We start from the raw sequence: 25,381 nt of genomic DNA on the forward strand, positions 1-25,381 counted from the left end.
GGATGGCGCCGGCCTGGTCGTCAGTTCTGTTGGATCCAGTGGCGCAACAAATTCAGCGAAGGCTCGGCACTGCCTTCGTCGCATTGCAAGATGACGAAATCGCCCGGACGGACACTGTCCAGGACCTCGCGCATCGCCGTGGCGTGATCCGGCTGCTCGACGATGGCAGCGGCGCGGCCGCCTTGCCGCGCGCCATCGCGCAACAGGGCGCGCGCCTGGCCCGCCGGCCGCTTCGACGGCACGGTGGCGTCGTCGTACAGGACGACCTCATCGAAGGCGCTGCCCAGCAGGACGCCCTGGTCCAGCAGGTCCTGGTCGCGGCGGTCCTTGCCCGCGCCGTAGACGATCCGCCGCCGGCTCGCCGGGAAATGGTCCGCCGCGGCGATCAGCGCGCGCAGGGCGGACGCGTTGTGGGCGCCGTCCACCACCACGGTGGCATCCTTGCGTTGGACCACGGTGAACTGCCACGGCGCATCGGCGCGGTCGATGTCGAAGGTTTCGATGGCCACGCGGATGATGTGCGCCGGCACGCCCAGCGCCCAGGCCGCGCCCACCGCGGCCAGCACGTTCTCCACCTGGAAGTCGATGCGTCCGCCGACCGTCAGGGGGATGGACGCCAGTTCGCTGACGCGTTGTTCGCTGGCGCCTTCGGCCAGCACGACGTGGCCGTCGCGTACATAGACCGCGCGCTTGCCCAGCGCCACGTGGGAGGCGATGGCGGGCAGCCTGGGATCCAGGCCGAAGAACACCACGTCGCCGTCGCACAGGTTGGCCATTTCGACGACGCGCTCGTCGCGGGCATTCAGCACCGCCGTGCCGGTGGGCAGCACCACGTCCACTTGCGTGCGCAAGACGTTGTACATGCCTTCCAGGTCGCGGATATCGTGCTCGCCGACGTGGTCGCCGTCGTCGAGATTGGTGATGATGCCCACCTGGCAGCGGTCGTAGGCCAGGCCCTGGCGCAGGATCACGCTGGTGCTGTTCTCGATCACCGCCGCATCGACCGACCGGTTCATCAGGACCCGGCGGCCGGTGGCCCAATCGCCGCGATCGCCTTTTTCCACCTGGCGCTGATTGAAGTACAGGCCTTCGCTGCAGGCCAGGCCCACATATTTGCCGGCCAGCTGCAGCATGCGCGCCGTCAGTCGCGCGACCACGGTCTTGCCGTTGGTGCCGGTGACGCCGACGACCGGAATGCGGCCGTCGTCGCCATCCGGGAACAGGTGGTCGATGATGGCCTGGCCCACGGGCCGCGGCTGGCCGTCGGCCGGCTTCAGATGCATGAGCAGGCCGGGCCCGGCGTTGACTTCGACGATGGCGCCGCGCTGTTCCTCCAGCGGCCGCGAGATGTCCTCGGCCACCAGGTCCACGCCGGCCACATCCAGGCCGACGATGCGCGCGGCCAGCGTGACCGCATGGGCGACCTCGGGATGGACCAGGTCGGTGACGTCGAAGGCGACGTTGCCATTGCGCTGGATAAGCACTTCCTGCCCCGCCGGCGGCACGCTGTCCGCGGCCAGGCCCTGGCGGGCGATTTCCAGGCGCGCGGCCGAGTCCAGCCTGACCGTGTTCAGCGGGCAGTCTTCGCCGCTGCCGCGCCGCGGGTCGGTATTGATCTGCAGTTCGATCAGCGCTTCGACGGTATGCACGCCGTCGCCGACGATCCAGGCCGGTTCGCCGCGCGCGGCCGCCACCATGCGGTCGCCCACCACCAGCAGGCGGTGCTCGTTGCCGGTCACGAAGCGTTCGACCAGCACGCCGCTGCCTTCCTGTTCGGCCACCGCATAGGCGGCCTTGACCTCTTCATAGCTGTTCAGGTTGGTAAAGACGCCGCGGCCATGATTGCCGTCGTATGGCTTGACGACCACCGGCAGGCCGATGTCCTGCGCGGCTTCCCAGGCGGCTTCCTGCGATTCCACCAGGCGGCCTTCCGGGACCGGCACCCCGCATTCGGCCAGCAGGCGCTTGGTCAGGTCCTTGTCGCGCGAAATGCCTTCGGCGATGGCGCTGGTACGGTCCGTTTCCGCCGTCCAGATGCGGCGCTGGCGCGCGCCGTAGCCCATCTGCACCAGGTTGCCTTCGAACAGGCGTATGAACGGGATGTCGCGGTCGTCCGCGGCGTCGACGATGCACGCGGTGCTGGGACCCAGGCAATGGCGGTCCACCATGCGCCGCAGGCTGTCGACGGTGGCTTCCACGTCGAATGGGCGGTCTTCCATGGCCGCCATCACCAGGTCGCGGGCCGCGGCCAGCGCCGCGCGCGTCACGTCTTCCTGCCAGGCACGCACGATGACCTTGTAGATGCCGCGGGTGGCGGTTTCGCGGGCCTTGCCGAAGCCGCCCGGCAGGCCGGCCAGGTTCTGCAGTTCCAGCGTGACGTGTTCCAGGATGTGCGCCGGCCAGGTGCCTTCGCGCAGGCGCTGCAGGAATCCGCCGCGCACGCCAGGACTGCAGCGATGCTCGATCAGCGTGGGCAGCCACGTCGACAGGCGTTCGTAGAAACCCGGGATCGTATTGGACGGGTAGTCTTCCAGTTCGCCGATGTCGACCCAGGCTTCCAGGACAGGGCGGTAGGTCCAGATGTTCGGGCCGCGCAAAGCCACGACATCGAGAAATTCAATGTCTTTCTTTTTCATGTTCTAATTTGCCGAAAATTCCGATGGCGAACGGAAGAAATTCCTGGGCTTCGTACGGTTGGTGGGTTATGCCGTGTAGGAGTACGGTGCGCGTGTCGTCAGTGCCAGGATGCTCTGTGTATGCCGCCGATTATAGAAATATCGGTAAGCGGGCGGCGACGCGGATTCTATCCATGAGGTCTGTTGTGTTGCAAGGAAGGAACACGTTTTCAGCTTCGCGCCGAAATCGGGGTCCCGGCCTGCTGGTTCCGCCGCGGCTGTGAATACGTTTTCCATGAAGAAACCCGTTTTAGACTTCGTCCCGGAAGGAGCCGCCCTGCCAGCAGACTGGCACGCCGACATGGTCGCCCAGCTGGGCGAGGGTGAAACCTTGCTCGCCTGGTTGCCGCTAGACCTGGATGGGGCGTTGAAGTTCCGTACCGGCATGGTTTTCCTGACCGACCGGGCCGTGGTCGCCCGCGAGCCGGGCGATCCGCAATGGCGGCGCTGGTCCTATGACGAGACGGAATCCATGACGGTTTCCGACCACGCCGGCGCCGGAATGCTGGAATTGCAGGGTCCCGAGGCGCGCCTGGCGGTCTGGCGATACACCCTGGGCCGCAATCCGGCCGCCCTGCGGCTGCGCGACGCCTATGCGCGACAGCACGACGTGCTGCGCGGCCTGCGCGATGCGGGCGAGGTGGCCGATCGTGTCTGCGCCACCTGCCTGGAGCCGCTTACGGCAGAGCAGGATATCTGTCCGGTCTGCAATCCGCCCACGCCGGAACCGCCGTCCACCTGGGCGCTGCTGCGGCTGTGGCGCTTCGCCGTGCCCTACCAGGTGCCGCTGTTCATCGGCTTCGTGCTGACGCTGCTGGCCACGGCCGCCACGCTGGTGCCGCCCTACCTGACCATGCCCCTGATGGACGAGGTGCTGATTCCCTTCCAGAACGGCGCGCCCATCGACGACAGCAGGGTGGTGATGTACCTGTCCGGGCTATTCGCCTCGGCCGTGCTGGCCTGGGGCCTGGGCTGGGGACGCACGTACATCCTGGCCTGGGTCAGCGAACGCATAGGCGCGGACCTGCGCACTACGACCTACGAGCATCTGCATCACCTGTCGCTGGCGTATTTCGGCGGCAAGCGTACCGGCGACCTGATTGCCCGCATCGGCAGCGAAACCGACCGCATCTGCGTCTTCCTGTCGCTGCATCTGCTGGATTTCGCCACGGACGTGCTGATGATCGTGATGACCGCGGTCATCCTGATCTCGATCAATCCCTGGCTGGCCCTGGTCACGCTGGTCCCGCTGCCGTTCATCGGCTGGATGATCCATGCGGTGCGCGACCGTCTGCGCCACGGCTTCGAAAAGGTCGACCGGGTGTGGTCGGAGATCACGAACGTGCTGGCCGACACCATTCCGGGCATACGCGTGGTCAAGGCCTTCGCCCAGGAAAAGCGCGAGGTGCGCCGCTTTCGCGACGCCAACCAGCGCAACCTGGACGTCAACGATCGCGTCAATACGGTGTGGGCGCTGTTTTCTCCCACCGTGACGCTGCTGACCGAAATCGGCCTGCTGGTCGTGTGGATATACGGCATCTGGCAGGTATCGCGGCACGAGATCACGGTGGGCGTGCTGGCCGCTTTCCTGGCCTACATCGGCCGTTTCTATACCCGCCTGGACTCGATGAGCCGCATCGTGTCGGCGACCCAGAAAGCCGCCGCCGGCGCCAAGCGCATTTTCGACATCCTGGATCATGTGTCCAGCGTGCCCGAGCCGCGCAACCCGGTGCAGGTCGGCCGCGTGCGCGGCCGCATCGACCTGCGCGACGTCGGCTTCCGCTATGGCAACCGGTCGGTAATGCATGGCCTGAACCTGTCCATCGAGCCCGGCATCATGGTGGGCCTGGTGGGGCACAGCGGCTCGGGCAAGAGCACGCTGATCAATCTCATCTGCCGCTTTTACGACGTGACGGAAGGCGCCATCCTGGTGGACGGCATCGACATCCGCACCATGGGCATCGCGCAGTACCGGCGCAACATCGGCCTGGTGCTGCAGGAGCCTTTTCTGTTCTTCGGCACGATCGCGGAGAACATCGCCTACGGCAAGCCGGAGGCCACGCGCGAGGAGATCGTCGCGGCGGCGCGCGCGGCGCATGCGCACGAGTTCATCCTGCGGCTGCCGCATGGCTACGATTCACTGGTGGGCGAGCGCGGCCAGGCGCTGTCCGGCGGCGAGCGGCAGCGTATTTCCATTGCGCGGGCGCTGCTGATCGACCCGCGCATCCTGATCCTGGATGAAGCGACGTCCTCGGTGGATACCGCCACGGAAAAGGAAATCCAGAAGGCGCTGGACAATCTGGTGCGCGGCCGTACCACCATCGCCATCGCGCACAGGCTCAGTACGCTGCGCAAGGCGGACCGGCTGGTGGTGCTGGATCGCGGCCGCATCGTCGAGCAGGGCAACCACGAACAGCTGATGGCCGCGGGCGGCGCGTATCACGCCTTGTACCAGGCGCAGGCGCGCCAGGCCGAAGCGGACGCCGAGGCCCGTTCCAGCGAGGAGGATGACGATGATGATCTCGTCGCCGAGACCTGATTTCCAGCTGCGCCGCGATGCCCATGGCAGGCTGGTGTACCTGGGCGCCGACGGCCGCACTATCGACGGCGTGGTGCCGGTGCGCGCTTTTCCCATTTCGGCGCCGGAAGGCGGATGTTCGCTGGTGGATCCGTCCGGCCATGAAGTGGTCTGGATCGACCGCGTGGATGACCTGCCGCACGCGATGCGCACGCTGCTGCAGGAAGCGTTGAGCGCGCGCGAATTCATGCCGCGCATCCAGCGCATTGTCAGCGTATCGGGCTATGCGACGCCGTGTACCTGGAACGTGCAGACCGATCGTGGCGCCACGGCCTTCGTGCTGCGTGGCGAGGAAGACATACGGCGGCTGAGCGGTCACGCCCTGCTGGTGGCCGACAGCCACGGGATCCATTACCTGATCGGCGATCTGCGCGCGCTGGACAAGCCCAGCCGCAAGCTGCTGGATCGTTTTCTATAGCGCTTGCCCGCAAGGCGGCAACCCGCGCGGCGCGGCCGGCTACAACGCCGCGTAGCGCCGCGCCGTGGCCAGCGCGCCGTCGCGCGCCAGCGCATCGTAGGCGCGCCGCACGGTGCCGGTGAAGCGCGCATCCGCGGCCAGTTCCGGCGGAAAGATCTCCGTCACCGCCAGCAGCCGGTCCACAACGCCTGGCGCTTCTGGCGCCGCCAGCGCCCGCAACCGCTCCGCCATCGGATCGTTCAGCTCCAGCGCCGCGCCGCTTTCGGAGCGTCCCGCCAGAAAGCGCATCCACGCCGCGATGCCCAGCGCCAGGCGATCCACGGCATGGCCAGCCCGCAGCCGATCGGCCACCGTGCCCAGCAGGCGCGGCGGCAGTTTCTGGCTGCCGTCCATCGCGATCTGTATGCAGCGGTGCTTCAGCGTGGGATTGGCGAAGCGAGCCAGCAGATCGTCGCGGTAGCGCGCGCGATCGAAATCCGCCGGCACCGTCAGCGTCGGCGCGATGTCCTCGCTCATCATCCGGTGTAGCAGCGCATGCAGGTCGGCCTGCGCGACGGCCTGGTCGACGGTCTTGATACCGGCCAGCAGCGCCAGGTAGGCCAGCGTCGAATGGACGCCGTTCAGCATGCGCAGCTTGGCGGTCTCGTACGGCGTGACGTCGTCGACCAGCAATGCGCCGGCCTGTTCCCACGCGGGCCGGCCGGCCGGAAAGCGATCCTCGATCACCCATTGCCGGAAGCTTTCCGCCGGCACGGGCCAGGCATCCACGCAGCCCAGCGCCGCGGCGGCGGCCTGCCGGTCGGCATCCGTGGTGGCCGGCACGATGCGGTCCACCATGGTCGACGGGAAGGCCACGCCGTCTTCGATCCAGTCCGCCAGGCCGGCGTCCAGCGCGCGGGCGTAGTCCAGCACCACGCGGCGCAGGGCCGCGCCGTTGTGCGCGAGGTTATCGCAGGACAGCACCGTATAGGGATTGTCGCGGCGCGTCCGCAGGCCCGCCACCAGATAGCCCGGCACGCTTTGCGGATGATCGGGGTCGCGCAGGTCGCGGGCGATCAGCGGATGCGCGAAGTCCAGGCCGCCGGTCCGCGGATCCAGGCAATAGCCTTTCTCCGTGACCGTCAACGTGACGATACGGACGTGCGGATCCCGCAGGGCCGCCAGTACCGCGTCCGGCTCCTCCGTGGCCACCAGTACCCGCCGCAGCGCGCGCACCACCCGCACGCGTTGGCCGTTCGCGTCGCGTATCAGTACGCTGTACAGGCCGCCCTGCGGCGCCAGGGCATCGCGGGTGTCGGGACGCCGCAGCGATACGCCGCAGATGCCCCAGTCGCCACCGGCGGCCAGCATGGCGTCCTCGGTGTACACGGCCTGGTGGGCACGGTGGAAATTGCCCAGGCCCAGGTGCACGATGCCGACGCGGGGTTCGGTCCAGGGCAGGGGCGACAGATGCGCGGCCAGCGCCGGCAGACGCGCGGGCGCCAAACGGGGAAGCTGTATGTTCATAACTGGTATGGTAGTATCCAAGGCCTGGATCAGCAAGCCGGAGCCGATATGAAAATCACCCACGCCGAGGTCATCGTCACCTGCCCCGGCCGCAATTTCGTCACCCTGAAGCTGGTCACCGACCAGGGTGTGCATGGGGTGGGCGACGCCACGCTGAACGGCCGCGAACTGGCCGTGGCCTCGTACCTGAAGGACCACGTGTGCCCGGTGCTGATCGGCCGCGATCCGCGCAATATCGAAGATACCTGGCAATACCTCTACAAGGGCGCCTATTGGCGTCGCGGGCCGGTGACCATGTCGGCCATCGCCGCGGTGGATATGGCGTTGTGGGATATCAAGGCCAAGATGGCCGGCATGCCGCTGTACCAGTTGCTGGGCGGCGCATCGCGCGATCGCGTCATGGTCTACGGCCATGCCACCGGCCGCGACCTGGAAGAAGCGCTGGACAAGTACGCCGAACACGTCGACCTGGGCTACCAGGCCATACGCATCCAGTGCGGGGTGCCCGGCATGAAGTCGGTCTACGGCGTCACCAAGCATGGCGGCGCCTACGAGCCCGCCACCAAGGGCTGGCCCGAGGAACAATCCTGGTCCAGCGAGAAATACCTGGATTTCATTCCCCGCCTGTTCGAAGCGGTGCGCGCGCGCTTCGGCTTCGATACGCATCTGCTGCACGACGTGCACCACCGCCTGACGCCGATCGAGGCAGCGCGCCTGGGCAAATCGGTGGAGCCTTACCGGCTGTTCTGGATGGAAGATCCGACGCCCGCGGAAAACCAGGAGGCCTTCCGCCTGATCCGCCGCCATACGGTCACGCCCGTCGCGGTGGGCGAGGTCTTCAACAGCATCTGGGACTGCAAGCAGCTGATCGAAGAACAATTGATCGACTACATCCGCGCCACGCTGACGCATGCGGGCGGCATTACGCATATGCGCCGTATCGCCGACTTCGCTTCGCTATACCAGGTGCGCACGGGTTGCCACGGGCCTTCGGATCTGTCGCCGGTGTGCATGGGCGCCGCCCTGCATTTCGACCTGTGGGTGCCGAATTTCGGCGTGCAGGAATACATGGGATATCCCGCGCAGGCGCTGGAGGTCTTTCCCCATGCCTGGGAGTTCGGCAAGGGCACCATGCATCCCGGCGAAGCGCCGGGGCTGGGCGTCGACATCGATGAAAAGCTTGCCGCCAAATATCCCTACGATCCGGCCTATCTGCCTGTGGCGCGGCTGGAGGACGGCACGCTGTGGAGCTGGTAGGGATACGGTAGTACCAAAAACAGAATGAACCTGGAGCAGACATGAGCACCATCACCAGCAACGCCCGACCTACCGACCATGGCCGGGCGCCGGAAGGCATGCTGCGGCGCGCCGCCGTCGCCTCGACCATAGGCACGGCGGCCGAATACTACGATTTCTTCGTCTACGCGACCGCCGCCGTATTGTTCTTCGGCAAGCTGTTCTTTCCCAGTTCGGATCCCATGGTCGGCACGGTGGCGGCCTTCGCCACCTACGCGGTCGGCTTTCTGGCGCGGCCGATCGGCGGCATCGTGTTCGGCCACTTCGGCGACAAGCTGGGCCGCAAGAAGGCCTTGGTGATCACCATCCTGATCGTCGGTCTGGGCACCTTCGTCATCGGGCTGATGCCGACCTATGAACGCATCGGCTTCTGGGCGCCGCTGGCCTTGGTATTGATCCGCATCCTGCAAGGCTTCGGCGTGGGCGGGGAACAGGCGGGCGCGGTGCTGATGACGGCGGAGTACGCGCCACGCGCGCGGCGCGGCTTCTACGCCAGCTGGGTGCAGCTGGGCGCGCCGGCGGGCTTCCTGATTCCAGCCGGCCTGTTCGCCGTGCTGACGTCCACGCTCAGCGAAACGCAATTGCTGGACTGGGGCTGGCGTATTCCCTTCCTGCTGAGCCTGGTGCTGGTGGTGATAGGGCTGTACGTGCGCCTGCGCATCGACGAATCGCCGGTGTTCGATGAAATCCGCAAGACCAAGGCGGTGGAGTCGCGGCCGGTCGTGGAGGTCCTGCGCGCCTTTCCCGGCATCATCACCAAGGGGGTGTTCGCCAAGCTGGTGGAAGCCTGCGCCTTCGCCATGTACAGCACCATCGTGCTGGCCTACGGCAAGGCCAATCACCTGAACGACGCCTGGCTGTTGCAGAGCATTCTGCTGGCGGTGGGCGTGGAGCTGTTCACCATTCCGGTCGCCGGCTGGCTGGCGGATCGTTATGGCCGCCGTCCGGTGTACATGGCGGGTGCGCTGGTTCAGGTGGTCATGGTGATTCCCTTCTTCCTCATGCTGAACAGCGGCGACCGCCTGCTGACGCATCTGGCCATGATCCTGGTGCTGTCGGTCGGCCATGCGCTGTGCTACGCGCCGCAGGCCTCCATGTTTCCGGAGCTGTTTCCCACGCGGGTGCGCTGCAGCGGCATCGCATTGATATGGCAGATCGGTTCGCTGATCGGCAGCGGCATCCTGGGCCTGGTGGCGGTGAAGATCATCCAGGCCAGCGGCGGCCATTACGCGGGGCTGGCGGTGTATATGCTGGTGCTGGGCGTCGCCTCGCTGGTGGCGCTGCGGCTGCTGCCGGAGACCGCGCCGATACGGCGCGGCGGCGCCGACCTGCGGGATTGGGGGCATCGTTAGCCCTATACTCGGGCCTTGCTTATGAAACAGGACAGGCCCATGGGGGGAGCGCGCAGAAAGCCGGCCGATGGTATGGCCGCGCTGCCGATGCCGGGCGATATGCCGGGTCCGGTGAACCAGCGCATCTACCGGATCCTGCGCGAAGCCATCGTCAAGGGCACTTTTCCGCCCGGCTCGCCGCTATCGGAAAAAGATGTATCGGAACGCCTGGGCGTATCGCGGCAACCGGTGCGCGAAGCCTTCATCAAGCTGGGCGAGGCGGGCCTCGTGCAGGTGCTGCCGCAGCGCGGCACCTTCGTCATGAAGATTTCGCCCAAGCGGGTGGAGGATGGCCGTTTCATCCGCGAGGCCGTGGAAGTCGCGGTTGCCGGCCGCGCGGCGCAACGCGTGACCGCGCCGCAGCTGGCGGCCATGGCCGGGCTATTGGCCGGCCAGCGCCGCGCCGCGCGCGACAACGATACGGCGTCGTTCCTGGACCTGGACGACGCCTTTCACCAGGCCATCGGCGGGGCGGCCGATTGTCCCGCGGTATGGCAGACGATCGAAAACATCAAGGCGAATATGGACCGGGTGCGTTATCTGAGCCTGGGCGATGTCTCGCCGCTGGACCGCCTGATCGAACAGCACGAGGCCATCTACCAGGCCCTGCGCGACGGCGATGCGCCGGCCGCGCAGGCCGCCATGGCGAGACATCTGCGTGAGCTGACGATGTCCTTCGAGCCGATACGCGCGCGCAATCCCGGCTGGTTCGGCGCGGAGGACGACTGACCTATTCGTCGTTGCGCGCCATCACGCGATTGCGTCCGTGCCGCTTGGCGTTGTACAGCCCGCGGTCGGCCGCATCGATGATCTGCGTATAGCGGTCCGGCCTGTCCGGCACCAGCGTGGCGATGCCCACGCTGACCGTCAGCCATTCCGACGTGGCGGAATCGCGATGCGGAATATGCAGGCCCTCGATGGAGCGGCGGATTTTCTCCGCCACCAGCCTGGTGCCGGACAGCGGCGTGCCGGGCAGCACCACGGTGAATTCCTCGCCGCCGAAACGCGCGCATAGATCGGTGGACCGGTCGCAGCAACTGGCGATGGTATGCGCCACCTTCTTCAGCACCTCGTCGCCCGCCATGTGGCCGTAGGCGTCGTTGTAGCTTTTGAAGTGGTCGACGTCGATCATCAACATGCTGATCTCGCTCTGTTCGCGCATGGCGCGCTTCCATTCCGCGCTCAGGTAACTGTCGAAGTAGCGCCGGTTGGACAGCCCCGTCAGCCCGTCGGAATTGGTCAGGCGGCGCAGCTCCAGATTGATTTCCATCAGTTGCTGCTGGCTCTGGCGCAGCGCCTGGTAGGCTTCGTCGCGTTGCTGCATCGCCAGATAGGAGCGCGAGTGATAGCGGATGCGCGCCACCAGTTCGATGGTGTCCGGGAGCTTGACCAGATAATCGTTGGCGCCCGCGCTGAAGGCCGCGCTTTTGACCTCCGCATCTTCCTTGGACGACAGCACGATGATGGGGATGTCGCGGGTGGCGGGATTGGCGCGGTAGGCGCGCACCAGCGTCAGGCCGTCCACGCCGGGCAGCACCAGGTCCTGCAGAATCACGGTGGGCCGGGTTTGCGTCGCTACGTTCAGCGCTTCCTGCGCATCCGGACAGAAGTGGAAATCGATATTGGGTTCGTCGGCCAGCGCGCGGCGCACGGCTTCGCCCACCATGACCTGGTCGTCCACCAGCAGCACCATCGCGTTCTGCGGTTTATTGTCGAGCCCGGCCACGTAGTCGATGACAGGTTCCATTTTGTATTCCTTAGAGCTTCAGGCGGACTTGCGCGCGAAGCGCCGGGCAAGGCTTTCCGCGATACGGGGCAACGGGACGATTTCCATTGCGGCACCCAGCTCGGCCGCCGCCTTGGGCATGCCGTAGACGGCGCTCGTGGCGCGGTCCTGGGCGATGGTCAGGAAGCCGTGGTCGCGCATCGCTTTCAGCCCCAGCGCGCCGTCCCGTCCCATGCCGGTCAATAGTACCCCTGCGGCGTCGCCGCGCCATTGGCGCGCCACGCTGTTGAAGAAAACGTCGATGGAAGGGCGGTACAGCCCTTCCACCGGATGTCTGGTGTAGTTCAATGTGCCGTCGCGCAGCAGCACCAGGTGGTCGTTGGTGCCGGCCAGCAGTACGGTGCCGGGCGCGGGGGCGTCGCCCGGCAGCGCCAGGCGCACCGGCATCTGGATCTGTTCGTCCAGCCAGCGCGCCATGTCCTGGGCGAAGGTCGCGTCCACATGCTGTACCAGGACGATGCCGGCGGGGAAATCCGCCGGCAGCGCCTTCAGCAGCAGGGCCAGCGAAGGCGGGCCGCCCGCGCTCGCGCCTATGGCGACGAGCTGGCGCGGCGGCGTGGCCGGCCTCGCCGGCGCGGGCGCGTGCGCGCCGGGCCGCTGGCGGTCGTAGGCGCCGATCAGCCAGCCCGCGTTGCGGATCTTGCGCAGCAGTGGCGCCGCCGCGGCTTGCGCGTCCTGGGCATCCCGCGCCGGAATCTCGATGGCGTCCAGCGCGCCATGGCCCATCGCGTCGAAGACGCGCGACGTATGGTGGTCGACGTCGGTGGCGACGATGATGATGGCGCAGGGGGTGTCCGCCATGATGCGGCGGGTGGCTTCGCTGCCGTCCATGACGGGCATGGCCAGTTCCATCAATACGATGTCCGGCCGCGAGGCCGCGCAGCGCTGCACGGCCTCGGCGCCGTCGAAGGCGACCCATGCCACCTGCAAGTTGGGATCGGTGGCCAGGACCTGCCTGAGCACCTCCACCGCCGCCGGTTTGTCATTGACAATGCCTATCTTCACGCGTCCGCCCGTCCTATCAGGTCTTCGACGGCGTCCAGCAGCGCGTCGTCGTGAAAGCTGCTCTTCCCCAGGTAGTAGTCGGCGCCGGCGTCCAGGCCGCGCTGCCGGTCTTCCGGCCGGTCTTTGTAGGAAACCACCATCACGTGCATGGCCTGCAACCGCGGATCCTTGCGGATCAGCGTAACCAGTTCTATGCCATCCATGCGCGGCATGTCGACGTCGGTGACGACCAGATCGAAATGCTGGGCACGCGCCATGTTCCAGCCGTCCATGCCGTCGACGGCAACCGCCACCTCGTAGCCACGGTTGCTTAGCAGTTTGCGTTCCAACTCGCGCACGGTCAGGGAGTCATCGACCACCAGGATGCGCTTGCGGCGTTCCGGCGCGCGCGTGGCGGCGGAGCCGTCGACGCGTCGCAGGGTGCCGCCGGCGGCCTGCTTTTCGATGGTGCGCAGCATGTCCTCGACGTCCAGGATCAGCACGGGCGCGCCATCCTCCATTACCGCGCCGGCCTGGATATCCTGAAGCTTGCCGAGACGCGGATCGAGCGGCTGCACGACCAGGGTCTGTTCGGCGATGAAGCGGTCCACCGCCACACCGTAGCGGCGTCCCTGCTGATCCGTCAGCAGCACCACGGGCACCAGGTCGTCCAGCGCCGGCTGCCGCGCGTATTGCAGCACCTGGCTGGCGCCTACCAGGCCGATCTGCGCGCCGTCGTGGGTGAAGTGCTGGCGGCCCTCCAGCTGCCCGATCGCGGCGCGCGGCAGGCGCAGCGTGCGCGATACGTAAGCGAGGGGAAAGGCATAGCGCTCGCCGGCGATGTCGACGATCAGGCTGCGTACCACGGACAGCGATAGCGGCAGCTCCAGCGTGAAGCGGGCGCCCTGTCCGGGGCGCTGCAGTACGCGTGCGGTGCCGCGCAGGCGGCGCGCCATGTCGTGCACCACATCCAGGCCGACGCCGCGGCCGGAGATCTCCGTTACCGCCGCGCGCGTGGTGAATCCGGGCAGGAAAAGAAAGGCCAGGGTTTCGGTTTCGCTGAGCGCGTCCGCGGTCTGCGGTATGGCCAGGCCGCGGCGGACGATTTCTTCGCGCAGGGCGGCGACATCGATACCGCGCCCGTCGTCCCAGACTTCCACCACCAGCATGCCGGCGCTATGGCGGGCCTGCAGCGTGACGGTGCCTTCCGCGGGTTTGCCCGCCGCGCGGCGCTGGGCGGGCGTTTCGATGCCGTGGTCGACGGCATTGCGCAGCAGGTGCGTGAGCGGCGCGTCCAGGCCTTCCAGGATGTCGCGGTCCACGCGCGTGTCGGTGCCGACGATTTCCAGGCGGGCCTGCTTGCCCAGTGTGCGGGCCAGGTCGCGCACCATGCGCGGCAGGCCGGCGACCGCGTCGCCGAAGGGGCGCATGCGGCATTGCAAGGCGGTGTCGTACAGGCGCTGGCCCAGGTCGCCGATGCGCCAGCCGAATTGATCGGCCTGCGCCATGCGGTCCGCCAGCATGTCCTGGCAGGCGGCGGCGTGCTGGCGCGCCTGCTCCAGCGGGGCGAGGGCGGCGGGATCCACGCCGCCCGCGGCTGCCGTGTGATGCAGCGATTCCAGCGCCTTGGCCAGCCCGTCCTGCATGCGCTTGAGGGGCAGCAGCGAGGCCGCGAAGGGCGACAGGCGGTTCGCTTCGACCAGGGTTTCGCTGGACAGACCCAGCAGTTCGTCCAGCGTACGGGCCGTCACCCGCAATGCGCGTTCGCTGATTTGGCCATCCTGGCGGGCCGCGGGGCGGGCGGCGGGGCCATGGTCGGGCGCTGGCGGGGCGGTAGTGACGGACGCGGGATCCGCGGTGTCGGCCGGGCTTGCCGGCGCCTCCGCCTGGGAGAGCCGCGAGGCCGTGGGTGATGCGGAATCGAGCGCCGAAGCCGTATCGGCTTGCGCGGACGGTTCCGCGGTGTTGTCGCCGGCCGTCGGCGTTACCAGCGTATCGATGAAGGCCTGCGCGGCGGCGACGTCGGCCTGGCCGTCCGCCGTGGGCATATGACGCAGCAGATCGGTTCCGCGCAGCAGCATGTCGATGGCGGCGGCATCGAGCGGCGCGTGGCCCTTTTGCGCCTCGACCAGGCGGTCCTCCATCGCATGGGCGACGCGCACCGGCCCGTCCAGGCCGACGATGCGCGCCGCGCCCTTGAGCGAATGCGCCGCGCGCATGCAAGCGGCCAGATGGGCCTGGGCCAGGGGATCGCGCTCCAACGCCAGCAATCCGGCATCCAGCACCTGTATCTGGACGTCGGCCTCCATCTTGTACAGGTCCAGCAGCGAGGCGTCGCGCAGGGAATTGGGACTCATGCCAGTTTCCCCTCGATGGCGTGGGCGAGCCTGACGCCGTCGAGCAAGCCCACGGGCCGCTCGCGGTAGCGCACCACGCCGGCCGCATAATGCCCGCCGGCCAGCGTGTCGGGCAAGGGGCCGATAGCGGCCAGCGGGTAGGGCTGTATGCCGGCGACCTCGTCGACCGGGGTGACGATGGTGCCGCCGCGCGTGGCCAGCACCAGCATGCGCGGGGTGGCTTTGTCGTCGGTGGTGTCCTGGCGCGGCGCCAGGTCCAGCAATGCGGCCAGGGAAACGCAGGGGACCAACCGGCCGCGGACATTGCAAACGCCCAGGACCACGCCGGCGCGGCGCGGCAGGCTGTGGATGGGGCGTAGCGGCGTGACTTCGGCCAGCGCCGCCACGGGCAGGGCCAGCCATTCCGCGTGCAGGCGGAAGATCAGCAGGGAAGTCGTGTCCGTGCCGGTATGCTGCGCGCCAGCCGCCACTGCGCCCGTCTCCGCCTGGGCGCGATACAGCAGCGTCTTCGCCGCCGCCTCATGCACGGGGCACTCCCGGCAATGGACGTACTCTGCCAGCTGGGGACAGGAGCGGTCGCCGCGCACGCCGATGCGGTTCCAGCAATCGTCGATCGGAGCGGAGTCGCGATCATGCATAACCGTTCCCATGGCGCGCGGCGCGCGCTCTCAACTGGCGGGCAGGCGCGACGTCGCCGCGCGTTTCCAGCAGCGAGGCCAGATGCAGCAAGGCCTGCCGGTGACCCGGGTCCAGGTACAGCGTCTTGCGGTAGGCCGTCTCGGCGGCCGCCGGCTGGCTGGCGGCGTCGGCCAGCAAGCCGACCAGGTAATAGGCCTCGGCGGATGCGCCGTGCGTCTCGATGTGCGCGGCGGCCGCCGCGCGCGCCTCGTCCAGCCTGCCGGCGTCCGCCAGCGTCTGTATGTTCTGCATCGAAGCCGACGCGCCGATGGCGGCGCCACGCCGCGGCGGCACCGCCGGCGGCTCGCGATCACGGGCGGGCGCGGATCGAGCCGCCGGCGCGGAGGGGCGCGGCCGGCCGGGCGAGGCGGCGGCCCGCACGGGGCGGCCCGGCGCGGCCCCGCGGCCCGCCGCCATGGGCGCGCGCCGGACGTCCGCCGCCGGCACGGCTTCCACGGTATTGCGGAATGCAAAAGCGCGGGCGGCATCGATCTGCTTCAGCCCCAGCCGTGTCAGCAGGCTGGCCTCGGCCGGCCCGACGAAAATCACGCCATCGCTGCGACACAGCCGCCGCAGCACGCCAACCGCGGCTTCCTGCGTAGGATTGTCGAAGTAGATCAGCAGATTGCGGCAGAACACGAAGTCGTAGGCATCGGCCGGCAACTGCAAGCCCGGGTCCAGCAGGTTGCCGGATTGGAACCGCACGTGCGCGCGTACGCGCGGGCTCACGGAATAGCCCTGCGGCGTTTCGGTAAAGTGCCGGGCCCGGTAGTCCAGCGCTTCGCCCCTGAAGGCATTGCGGCCATAGATGCCTTGTTCGGCGCGCGCCACCAGGCGGTCGCTGATGTCCATGCCCAGCACCGCGAACCGCTGCGGATCGATGCCCGCGTCGAGCAGCGCCATCGCAATGGTGTAGGGCTCTTCGCCGCTGGAACAGGGCAGGCTGAGGATGCGCAAGGCGCCGCCCTGCGCGGCGCGTTGGCGTGCCAGCACGGCCAGCGTGTCCATCGATTCGGCATGCCGGAAGAACGAGGTTTCCGGCACCACTACGGTTTCTATCAGTTCCTGCTGCTCGCGGGCGGAGCCCGCCAGCAACTGCCAATATGCCGCCGCGTCGCCGCCGGTGGTGGCCTGGGCGCGTTGACGCACCGCGCGTTCGACGGCGGCCATGCCGATGGATTCGGCATCCAGTCCGATCCGCCGCTTGAGCAAGGCGCTGAAATCCTCCATCGTCATGATGCGGACTCCAGGACTTCCTGGAACAATCGCTCGCGGACCTGTGCCGGCAGGAGATCGTCGACACCGACCTGCTGCACCAGCCCTTGATCGTCCGCGCGCACCGGACCCAGATAGCGCGCGGCGGGATTGTCCAGGCCACAGGGCACGAACTCGTTGTCGTCGTAATGCACGGTCTGCGTCGCGTGTTCCAGCAGCAGACCCAGCAGCCGCGCCGGCGCCGCCGCGTCACGTTCCGATGGCGACATCGACATCGCGGCACGATACTCCACCACGGCGATGCGCGTGCTGGCCCGCGCCGCCGACCGCCGGCCGGTCGCCAGCGCGCTGATGTCGATGACCGGTACGGGCGTATCGCCGTATAGCAGCACCCCGGCCGCCCAGTCCGGCGCGGCGGGCAGGCCCTTCAGCGGCATCCAGGGCAGCATGCGCACGATCCGCGACGCGGCCAATACGTAGCGATCGCCGGCGATATCGAAGCGCAGGAACAACCGCCTGGTCCGCGCGCCGGCGTTGGCGCGCGCCAGATCGGCCGATGCGCCCGTCGCGGCAGCCATCACATCCTGAACCGCGTAACGCTGCCGCGCAGCTCGCCCGCGACCGTATTCAGGTCGTCGATGGCGATGCTGGACTGGCGCAGCGATTCCACGGTCTGCTGCGTGGCGTCGGCCAGCTGGCTCAGCGCCTGATTGATCTGTTCGGCGCCGGTCGCCTGCGCCTGCATGCCCTCGTTCACCATCTGCACGCGCGGCGCCAGCGTCTGTACGTGCTGGATGATCTGGGCCAGCTGTTCGCCGACCTGTTGCATCTCGGTCACGCCGCGCCGCACTTCCTCGGAGAACTTGTCCATGCCCATGACGCCCGCCGCCACGGAGGACTGGATCTCCCGGACGATCTGCTCGATGTCGTAGGTGGCGACGGCGGTCTGGTCCGCCAGCCGGCGGATTTCGGTAGCCACCACGGCGAAGCCGCGGCCATACTCGCCGGCTTTCTCGGCTTCGATGGCGGCATTCAGCGACAGCAGGTTGGTCTGGTCCGCGACCTTGTTGATGGTGGTCACGACCTGATTGATATTGCCGGCCTTCTCGTTCAGGACAGCCAGTTTCGCGTTGACCGAGCCGGCGGCGTCCATCACGGTACGCATCGTGTTTTCCATGCGCGCCAGGTCGTGGTGGCCTTCGTCGGCCAGGCTGGCCGTCTGGTCGGCCGCGCCGGAGACTTCATTCATGGTGCGCACGAGATCGCGCGACGTGGCGGCGATTTCACGCGAGGTCGCGCCGATCTCGGTGGTGGTGGCCGCGACTTCCGACGCCGTGGCCTGCTGTTCCTTGGACGTGGCCGCGATCTGCGTGACCGACGTCGCCACCTGGATGGCGGACCGCTGCGCCTTGCCGACCAGGTCGGTCAGCTCGTCGGCCATGCGATTGAAGCCGGTCTCGATGGCGCCGAATTCGTCGCGGCGGCCCAGGTTCAGCCGGCTCGTCAGGTCGCCCTTGCCGAAGGCGTCCAGTACCGACACGATGGCCCGCATCGGCCCGTTGATGGCGCGCATCAACAGGATGCCCGCCGCGATGGCTACGAGGAGGGCCAGTATCAGCCCGGTCAGCATGACGGCCTCCGCATGGCGCAGCGCGGAAAGGATGTGATCGATGGCATCGTCGTTGCGCGTGCGGTTGTCGAGCAGCATCCTGTCGGTGATCGCCACGCCGTCGCGGAATACCGGCTGCAACTGTCCGCGCAGGATGCCGCGCGCGCCGGCGGTGTCGCCGGCCTGCAGGGCGGTGAGGATGCGGTCTTCGGTCTTGCGATAGCTGTCCAGCTTGGCGCGAAAGTTGTCGTAGACCGTGCGGTCATCCCCGACGAAGGGCGTGGATTCATAGCCCCGCATGGCGGCGTCCAGCTGCGCCTGCGCGTGTGCGACGTCGGCGCGCAAGCCGGCGGAGCGATCCGCGCCGGCTTGCTCGATCTGGTCGCTCACGCCTTCGCGCAGGACTTCGAAGGCATCGCGCCAGTTATTGCGCAGGTCGATGGCGTATCGCAGCCCGGGGAGCGAATCCTGATCCATGCCCTGTGCGTCGCGGTCCACCGCCAGCAGGCGCGTATAGTCCACGATCACCATCAATAGCATCACGGCCAGGATGGCGATGAAGCTCGCATAGATGCGTCGTTTCAAGGATTGGTTCTTCATACGGACCATACGCCTTTGTTGTCAGGACTTTTGAATTTTGTCGTGATGGGCAAAGCCGACACAATACGATGCAGCCACGCGCAATTTCAAGCAAGCAGCGGTCCTGAGGCCCGAAGACGGGCCATTTCAGGCCTGGCCGTTGTTTTTGAACGGCGTATGGGCGGCCAGCTCCTCGCGATAGTCGCCCATGGCGGCGCCTTCGCGGTCCAGGAAGTCGGCGATGGCTTCGGCGAAGCGGTTGTCGGCGATCCAGTGCGCCGAGCAGGTCGGCTCGGGCAGCAGGCCGCGCGCCATCTTGTGTTCACCCTGGGCGCCACCCTCGAAGCGCTCGATGCCGTTGGCCAGGCAATACTCGATTCCTTGCACATAGCAGGTCTCGAAATGCAGGCCCGGCACGAAGGTATGGGTGCCCCAGTGGCGGCCGTACAGGGCGGCGCCGTCGGTCATGTTCAGCGCACAGGCGATCGGCTCGCCGTCGCGATGCGCCTCGATCAGGACCAGGGCATCGGGCAGGGCGCGGTGGACGCGCTGGAAGAATTCCAGGTTCAGGTACGGGCTGGACCAGTGGTTGCGGTAGGTTTCCTGGTAGCAGCCATGGAAAAACCGCAGGGCGGCATCGTCGATGTCGCCGCCGCGCAGCCAGCGGAAGCCGATGCCGGCCGCGGCCACGCGTTTGCGATCCTGGCGCAGTTTCTTGCGTTTGTCGTGATTCAGCGAGGCCAGGAAACCGTCGAAATCGTCGTAGCCCTGGTTGCGCCAGTGGAATTGCACACCCTGGCGGATCAGGTAGCCGGCTTCCCGCAGGGCGGCGGCATCCTGTTCGGCGGGGAACAGGACGTGCAGAGATGAAAGCTTGAGCCTGGCCGCCAGTTCGATGGCGCCGCGCGCCAGCGCGACGCGGTCCGCGTGCGAGGCGGCCAGCAGGCGCGGTCCTGTCACCGGCGTGAACGGTACCGAACACAGCAGCTTGGGGTAATAGCGCAGGCCGTGGCGGGCGAAGGCGTCAGCCCAGAGCTGGTCGAACACGTATTCGCCGCGGGAGTGCGATTTGACGTACAGCGGCATGGCGCCGGCCAGGGTATCGCCGCGCCACAGGCTCAGGTAGAAGGGCGCCCAGCCGGTGTCGGGGGCCGCGCAGCCGGTTTCGTGCAGGGCGCTCAGGAAGGCATGGCGCAGGAAGGGCTGTGCGCCCGCCAGGGCATCCCACCGGGCCGGCTCCACGTCGCTGAGTGATTCGAGGACTTGCAGGCGGATGTCGGCGGTCATGGCGGTAGGCGTGGATGCCCGTGCAGTATAGGGCAGGGCCGGCCAGATCGCGTCGCCGTCCGGCGTGCGATCGCTTCTCGCGACCGGCCGCTTGCGGCCGGCCAGCCCGCAGATGTCCGCACCGCTTTTCCATTACCCTAGCGCCATGAACGACGCCGTATCCCCCAATCCCGGACCGCGCGAGCTGCGCGCGGCGGCCCTGCACGCGCTCGCGCTGCCCGCCTGGGACCAGAAACTCCGCCACGTGGATGCCATGGCGCTGGACGCCCCCGTGGACTGCGCCGCGCTGCTGTCGTGCCCGCTGGACCTGCCCGGCAGGCCGCCGCGGCCCGAACTGGTCGCGCCGGCCCAGCTCAAGCCCCGCCCCGTCGGCACGCCGGCCGGCAGGGCCGCGTTGATCCATGCCATCGGGCATATCGAATTCAATGCGGTCAACCTGGCCCTGGACATCGTGTGGCGCTTCGCCGGCATGCCGCCCGATTTCTACCGCGATTGGCTGCGCGTGGCCAAGGAGGAATCCAGCCATTTCCAGCTGCTGAACGCGCACCTGGCCACGCTGGGCTACGGCTACGGCGATTTTCCCGCGCACAACGGGCTGTGGGAAATGGCGGAGAAGACCCGCGACGATCTGGCGGCCCGCCTGACGCTGGTGCCGCGCATCCTGGAAGCGCGCGGCCTGGATGCATCGCCGCAGATACGCGACAAGCTGCTGGCCGTCGGCGACCGGGCCGGCGCCGCCATCCTGGACATCATCCTGCGCGAGGAAATCGGCCACGTCGCCATCGGCAACCGATGGTGGCGGTATCTATGCGCGGCGCATGGCAAGGACAGCATCGCCTGGCACGCCGAACTGGCCGAGCGCTATGCCGCGCCGCGACAGCGCGGGCCTTTCAACCTGGAGGCTCGCCGAGCCGCCGGCTTCGACGAGGCGGAGCTCGCCTACCTGGCGACGGCGCCGCGCTGAAGCCTCAGCGCTTGTCCGGATGGCCGGCCAGATAATCGATGATCTCCGGCACGGGCGCCTGCGCGATGCCGGCCTGGCTGGCCTGCGCATAGGTGTCGCGTATGGCCTGGGCGGCACCATGGGGCGCGCCGGTTTCCTGCGCCATGGTGGTGTAGTAACCCATGTCCTTCAGCGCATTGGCGATGGAAAAGCGGAAGCTGGCCGTATCGCCGGATTCGATGTAAGGACGCAGCCGGCCCAGCACCACGCCGTCGCCGCCGCCCTTGGCCAGAATATCCAGCAGTACCGCGGAATCCACATTCGCCAGCCGCGCGCACGCCGCCGCCTCGGCCAGCACCGCCGAAAATCCCAGCGACACATAGTTATGCAGCAGCTTCAGGCGATGGCCCGACCCGATCGGGCCGGCATGGACGATGTTCTCCGCATAGGCCTGGAGCACCGGCTTGCAGCGTTCGAACAGCGCCGGATCGCCGCCCACGATCAGGTTCAGCCGGCCTTCGGCGGCTTCCTTGGGCGTGCGCGTCATGGGCGCGTCCAGGAACAGGCCGCCGGCCTTTTCCACCGCCTGCGCCACTTTCAGCGTGGAGGAGGGGATGGCGGTGGAGCAGTCGATCACCACGGTGCCCGCCCGCATGCCGGCCAGCACGCCGTCGGGCTTGAACAGCACGTCCTCGACCTCCGGCGTGCCGGTCACGCACAGGATGACCATATCGACCTGGCGCGCCACGTCGGCCGCGGTGGCCGCCTTGGCGGCGCCGCGCGCCAGCAGGTCGTCCACCGGCTGGTTGCCGGGGTGGTCCAGGAATACCAGCGGATAGCCGGCCTTGGCAATATTGAATGCGATGCCGTGGCCCATCTGGCCCACGCCGATAATGCCGATACGGGTCTTGCCGCCTTCCGCCATGTCTGTCTCCGGTTTCAGGCCCGGCCCGCCAGCTCCTTCATTTCGGCCAGCAGGGCATCGGGCACGTTCACGCCCTGTATGCGCGCCTTTTGCTCCAGGCCGGCGCGGCGCTGCCCGGGCAGGCGCACGCCTTCGTCCTCGAGCATAGCCGATACCAGCGTCTCGACGCGCTCCAGGTAAACCTCGCTGCCCGCCAGCGCGCCCGGGTCGATGACCAGGAAGGCCTGGCCGATGCGCGCCCGGTTGCCCTGTTCGGTAAAAAAGGAATCGGCCTCGAAACCGAAGTGCGCGCCCGTCAACGCGCAGGCCAGCAGCTCGACGATCAAGGCCAGCATGGCGCCCTTGGCGCCGCCCATGGGCAGCATGCTGCCCGCCAGGCCCGCCTTGGGATCGGTGGTGGGCTGGCCGTCGGCATCCAGCGCCCAGCCCAGCGGAATTGCCTTGCCCTCGCGCGCCGCCACCATCAGTTTGCCGCGCGCGACTTCCGATAGCGACAGGTCTATCACCAGCGGCAGCGCATCGCGGCGCGGGAAGACCGCCGCGATGGGATTGGTGCCGAACAGCGCGCGCTTGCCGCCCCAGGCCGGCATCGCCGAAGGCGAGTTGCCCATGGCCAGGCCGACCATGCCGGCCCGAGCCACCGCGTCCAGGTGGTACGCCGCCACGCCGAAATGATGGCTGTTGCAGACGCCGGCGAAGCTCACGCCATGTTCGCCGGCGCGTCGTACGGCCTGTTCGATGGCCAGCGCGCAGGCGGGAAAAGCCAGCCCGTCGGCGGCGTCCACCAGCACCGCGCCACCGCGTTCCCGGGCGATGCGGGCGACGGCCTGGCCGTCGGCGCGGCCGTTGCGCAGGTGCGTCGCGTAGAAGGGCACGCGCGATACGCCATGCGACGCGATGCCCTGGCTTTCGGCATAGATCAGCGCGCGCGCGGTATCCGCCGCCATGCGCGGGTTCGCGCCCGCGCCTTCCAGCGCGGCGGCCGCCAGGTCATACAGCGCGTCAAGTTGCATAGTCGCCATGTCAGTTTCCCGATTTCAATACGTCCGCCACACGCTGCGCCACCATGTCCGAAACCCGCGTGTTGGCTTCCATGCTCAGCCCCGCCACATGCGGCGTCAGTATCAGCCGGGGCGCATCGGCCAGCGGACCGCCCGCCGGGAGCGGTTCGTCGGCGAACACGTCCACCGCCGCGCCCCCCAGCTTGCCGTCGCGCAGGGCCCGTGCCAGCGCGGCTTCGTCGACGATGCCGCCGCGCGCGGTGTTGATCAGCACCGCGCCGTCTTTCATCGCGGCGATACGTGTCGCGTCGAGCAGATTGCGCGTGCCTTCGGTCAGCGGAATGTGCAGCGTGACGGCGTCCGACCGCGCCAGCAGGTCGGCCAGCGACATCGGCGTGACGCCGTGTTCGCGCCAGGCCGGATCATCATCGGCCAGCATCGGGTCATGCGCGACGACCTGCATATCGAGGCCGCGCGCCAGCCGCGCCGTCAGGCGGCCGATACCGCCGAATCCGACGATGCCCAGCGTGCGCCCGCAGGCCTCGCGGCCGTTGGACATGGCCGCGCGCGGCCAGGCGCCTTGGGCCACCGCCCCGCTATCGTGGTACACGCCGCGCATCAGCACCAGGACGCTGGTCACCACGTACTCGGCGACCGCGCGCGCGTTGGCGCCGGTCGCGGGCAGCACCTGGATACCGCGATCACGGCATGCCGCCACGTCGATGTTGTCCAGGCCCACGCCCAGCCTGCCCACGGCCCTCAGGCCGCGGCCGGCCGCCAGCATCTCCTTGTCCACGCGAGTGCGGTTGCGGACGATCAGCGCGTCGGCGCCCGCCAGGGCCTGCAGCAGATCGGCGCGCCGGTCCACCAGGTCCGGCTCGAACCGGACGTCGAAGTCGCGCCGCAGCAGGTCCACCGCTGGCGTGTCCATGAATTCGGAAATGACGATGTGCATAGCCTCGCTCACAATCAACATGACGATGGAAGAAACGCCGGCGTCCATGCGCCGGCAACCGCGTGATGGCCATTATCCAACCTGGATGTTCGCTTCCTGTATCGTCTTGGCCCAGCGCGCGACTTCGCCCGCCAGGTATTGTTTGAATTCTTCCGGTCCGCGCGGCCGCGGAATGAAGCCCAGCTGGGTCAGCGTCTTCTGCATGTCCGGCTGCCGTACCTGTTTCTCGATCGCCTTGCCCAGGCGTTCCACCAGCTTGGGGTCCGTATGCGCGGGCACCATCACGCCGGTGAAGTTCTCGACGATCAGCTCCGGCAGTCCGGCCTCCGCCACGGTGGGCACATTGGGCAAGTCGGCGCTGCGTTCCTTCGTCGATACCGCCAGGGCCCGCAGCTGGCCGCCTTTTACGTACGCCAGCGATTCGGGATAGTTGGAAAAGATGACGTCCAGCTGGCCGCCGATCAGGTCCGTCAGCGAAGGCGCGCCGCCCTTGTACGGCACATGCAGCAGCCTGGTGCCGGTCAACTGCTGGTACAACGCCAGCGTCAGGTGCGGAGGCGTGCCGTTGCCGCTGGAGCCGGCCGACAGCGAACCCGGCTTCGCCTTGGCGGCTTTCGTCAGGTCGGCCAGCGTCTTGATGTCGCTCTTGGGATTGACCACGATCATCATGGGCGACGATGCGACCCCCGCGACCGGCACCAGGTCCGTCATCAGGTCGTATCCCGTCTTGCCCTTGAACAGGGTCGCGTTGGCGGCATGCGACATGGTCATTGCCAGCCAGGTACAGCCGTCGGGCTCGGCGCGGGCAACGAAGGCGGCGCCGATATTGGCGCTGCCGCCCGGCTTGTTCTCCACCACCACGTTCCAGCCTTCCGCGGCCGAAACCGCCTTGGCGACCTGCCGCGCCGCCACGTCCGTCAGGCCGCCGGGTGGAAAGGGCACCACGTAGTTGATGGGCTTGGAAGGCCATTTGTCGCCTTGCGCCAGCGCCTTGGAGATAGGCGCAAGCATCGTCAGGCCGGCGGCGCCCAGCACGCCGAGCGTGCTGCGGCGGCCAGCCGAAAGCGGCAGATCCGTGGATATGCGTTTCATGATGTCTCCTCCGGTAGGGAGCGCCGCCCGCCTGCGCGGCGAGTGGCGCCTTGGCGCCCGGCCATCTGCGGGCCGGTGCGCCGGGAATGCCGGTGGCTGCGCACCG

Annotated in this window: 20 protein-coding genes; 6 read left to right on the forward strand and 14 right to left on the reverse strand. The window is 68.0% G+C overall.

Annotation, left to right across the window (positions count from 1 at the left end):
- Positions 1–20: 20 nt before the first annotated feature.
- The gene (cphA, locus tag ACNA0R_RS25095) at positions 21–2,636 is read right to left on the reverse strand and encodes a cyanophycin synthetase (RefSeq protein ID WP_415828792.1); all 2,616 of its coding nucleotides are present in this window, start codon (positions 2,634–2,636) and stop codon (positions 21–23) included.
- A 274-nt stretch (positions 2,637–2,910) separates the two neighbouring features.
- Between cphA and ACNA0R_RS25100 the strand changes: the two genes are divergently transcribed.
- Both ACNA0R_RS25100 and ACNA0R_RS25105 read left to right on the forward strand, forming a co-directional pair.
- Positions 2,911–5,214 (forward strand): cyanophycin metabolism-associated ABC transporter, encoded by a 2,304-nt coding sequence (locus ACNA0R_RS25100; protein ID WP_415828793.1) that lies wholly within the window; start codon positions 2,911–2,913, stop codon positions 5,212–5,214.
- The gene (locus tag ACNA0R_RS25105) at positions 5,189–5,671 is read left to right on the forward strand and encodes a cyanophycin metabolism-associated DUF1854 family protein (RefSeq protein ID WP_415828794.1); all 483 of its coding nucleotides are present in this window, start codon (positions 5,189–5,191) and stop codon (positions 5,669–5,671) included. Before ACNA0R_RS25100 ends, ACNA0R_RS25105 begins: the two co-directional genes overlap by 26 nt.
- Positions 5,672–5,710: 39 nt before the next feature.
- Here ACNA0R_RS25105 and ACNA0R_RS25110 read toward each other — a convergent pair whose 3' ends face one another.
- A complete protein-coding gene (locus ACNA0R_RS25110) occupies positions 5,711–7,177 on the reverse strand; it encodes a mannitol dehydrogenase family protein (protein ID WP_415828795.1) in 1,467 nt (488 codons plus the stop codon).
- 48 nt (positions 7,178–7,225) lie between these two features.
- On the opposite strand from ACNA0R_RS25110, the gene manD reads away from it, so the two are divergent.
- From manD to ACNA0R_RS25125, 3 genes are all read left to right on the forward strand, one after another.
- Complete coding sequence (gene manD, locus ACNA0R_RS25115; protein WP_415828796.1) at positions 7,226–8,434, forward strand: D-mannonate dehydratase ManD; 1,209 nt, start codon at positions 7,226–7,228, stop codon at positions 8,432–8,434.
- A gap of 41 nt (positions 8,435–8,475) precedes the next feature.
- A complete protein-coding gene (locus tag ACNA0R_RS25120) occupies positions 8,476–9,825 on the forward strand; it encodes an MFS transporter (RefSeq protein ID WP_415828797.1) in 1,350 nt (449 codons plus the stop codon).
- Positions 9,826–9,897: 72 nt separating this feature from the next.
- Positions 9,898–10,593, forward strand: a complete 696-nt coding sequence (locus tag ACNA0R_RS25125) for a GntR family transcriptional regulator (RefSeq protein WP_415828798.1) — start codon at positions 9,898–9,900, stop codon at positions 10,591–10,593.
- Position 10,594: 1 nt separating this feature from the next.
- On the opposite strand, the gene ACNA0R_RS25130 is transcribed toward ACNA0R_RS25125, so the two are convergent.
- The 8 genes from ACNA0R_RS25130 to ACNA0R_RS25165 all read right to left on the reverse strand — a co-directional run bounded on the left by ACNA0R_RS25130 (position 10,595) and on the right by ACNA0R_RS25165 (position 20,359).
- On the reverse strand, positions 10,595–11,611 hold the full coding sequence (locus tag ACNA0R_RS25130; RefSeq protein ID WP_415828799.1) for a diguanylate cyclase: 1,017 nt from the start codon (positions 11,609–11,611) through the stop codon (positions 10,595–10,597).
- An 18-nt stretch (positions 11,612–11,629) separates the two neighbouring features.
- Positions 11,630–12,655, reverse strand: coding sequence for a chemotaxis response regulator protein-glutamate methylesterase (gene cheB / locus ACNA0R_RS25135; protein ID WP_415828800.1), 1,026 nt, complete (start codon positions 12,653–12,655; stop codon positions 11,630–11,632).
- Complete coding sequence (locus ACNA0R_RS25140) at positions 12,652–14,991, reverse strand: hybrid sensor histidine kinase/response regulator (protein WP_415828801.1); 2,340 nt, start codon at positions 14,989–14,991, stop codon at positions 12,652–12,654. Before ACNA0R_RS25140 ends, cheB begins: the two co-directional genes overlap by 4 nt.
- Positions 14,988–15,629, reverse strand: coding sequence for a chemotaxis protein CheW (locus ACNA0R_RS25145; RefSeq protein WP_415828802.1), 642 nt, complete (start codon positions 15,627–15,629; stop codon positions 14,988–14,990). Before ACNA0R_RS25145 ends, ACNA0R_RS25140 begins: the two co-directional genes overlap by 4 nt.
- Entirely contained in the window at positions 15,622–16,905 is a 1,284-nt protein-coding gene (locus tag ACNA0R_RS25150; RefSeq protein WP_415828803.1) for a CheR family methyltransferase, read from the reverse strand. The genes ACNA0R_RS25145 and ACNA0R_RS25150 overlap by 8 nt, the downstream gene beginning before the upstream one ends.
- Positions 16,902–17,462, reverse strand: coding sequence for a chemotaxis protein CheW (locus tag ACNA0R_RS25155; RefSeq protein WP_415828804.1), 561 nt, complete (start codon positions 17,460–17,462; stop codon positions 16,902–16,904). Before ACNA0R_RS25155 ends, ACNA0R_RS25150 begins: the two co-directional genes overlap by 4 nt.
- Complete coding sequence (locus ACNA0R_RS25160; RefSeq protein WP_415828805.1) at positions 17,462–19,093, reverse strand: methyl-accepting chemotaxis protein; 1,632 nt, start codon at positions 19,091–19,093, stop codon at positions 17,462–17,464. The genes ACNA0R_RS25155 and ACNA0R_RS25160 overlap by 1 nt, the downstream gene beginning before the upstream one ends.
- 126 nt (positions 19,094–19,219) lie before the next feature.
- Positions 19,220–20,359 carry a GNAT family N-acetyltransferase gene (locus ACNA0R_RS25165; RefSeq protein ID WP_415828806.1) on the reverse strand — a complete coding sequence of 380 codons (1,140 nt, stop codon included), beginning with the start codon at positions 20,357–20,359 and terminating at the stop codon, positions 19,220–19,222.
- A 145-nt stretch (positions 20,360–20,504) separates the two neighbouring features.
- On the opposite strand from ACNA0R_RS25165, the gene ACNA0R_RS25170 reads away from it, so the two are divergent.
- Positions 20,505–21,323, forward strand: coding sequence for a ferritin-like domain-containing protein (locus tag ACNA0R_RS25170; RefSeq protein ID WP_415828807.1), 819 nt, complete (start codon positions 20,505–20,507; stop codon positions 21,321–21,323).
- A gap of 4 nt (positions 21,324–21,327) precedes the next feature.
- On the opposite strand, the gene ACNA0R_RS25175 is transcribed toward ACNA0R_RS25170, so the two are convergent.
- From ACNA0R_RS25175 to ACNA0R_RS25190, 4 genes are all read right to left on the reverse strand, one after another.
- On the reverse strand, positions 21,328–22,227 hold the full coding sequence (locus tag ACNA0R_RS25175) for an NAD(P)-dependent oxidoreductase (RefSeq protein WP_415828808.1): 900 nt from the start codon (positions 22,225–22,227) through the stop codon (positions 21,328–21,330).
- 14 nt (positions 22,228–22,241) lie between these two features.
- Entirely contained in the window at positions 22,242–23,249 is a 1,008-nt protein-coding gene (locus tag ACNA0R_RS25180) for an Ldh family oxidoreductase (protein WP_415828809.1), read from the reverse strand.
- Position 23,250: 1 nt separating this feature from the next.
- Positions 23,251–24,183, reverse strand: a complete 933-nt coding sequence (locus ACNA0R_RS25185; RefSeq protein WP_415828847.1) for a hydroxyacid dehydrogenase — start codon at positions 24,181–24,183, stop codon at positions 23,251–23,253.
- 72 nt (positions 24,184–24,255) lie between these two features.
- The gene (locus tag ACNA0R_RS25190) at positions 24,256–25,275 is read right to left on the reverse strand and encodes a Bug family tripartite tricarboxylate transporter substrate binding protein (protein ID WP_415828810.1); all 1,020 of its coding nucleotides are present in this window, start codon (positions 25,273–25,275) and stop codon (positions 24,256–24,258) included.
- Positions 25,276–25,381: the final 106 nt, after the last annotated feature.

The organism is Bordetella sputigena, from assembly GCF_965137885.1.
Lineage (GTDB): Bacteria > Pseudomonadota > Gammaproteobacteria > Burkholderiales > Burkholderiaceae_B > Bordetella_C > Bordetella_C sputigena.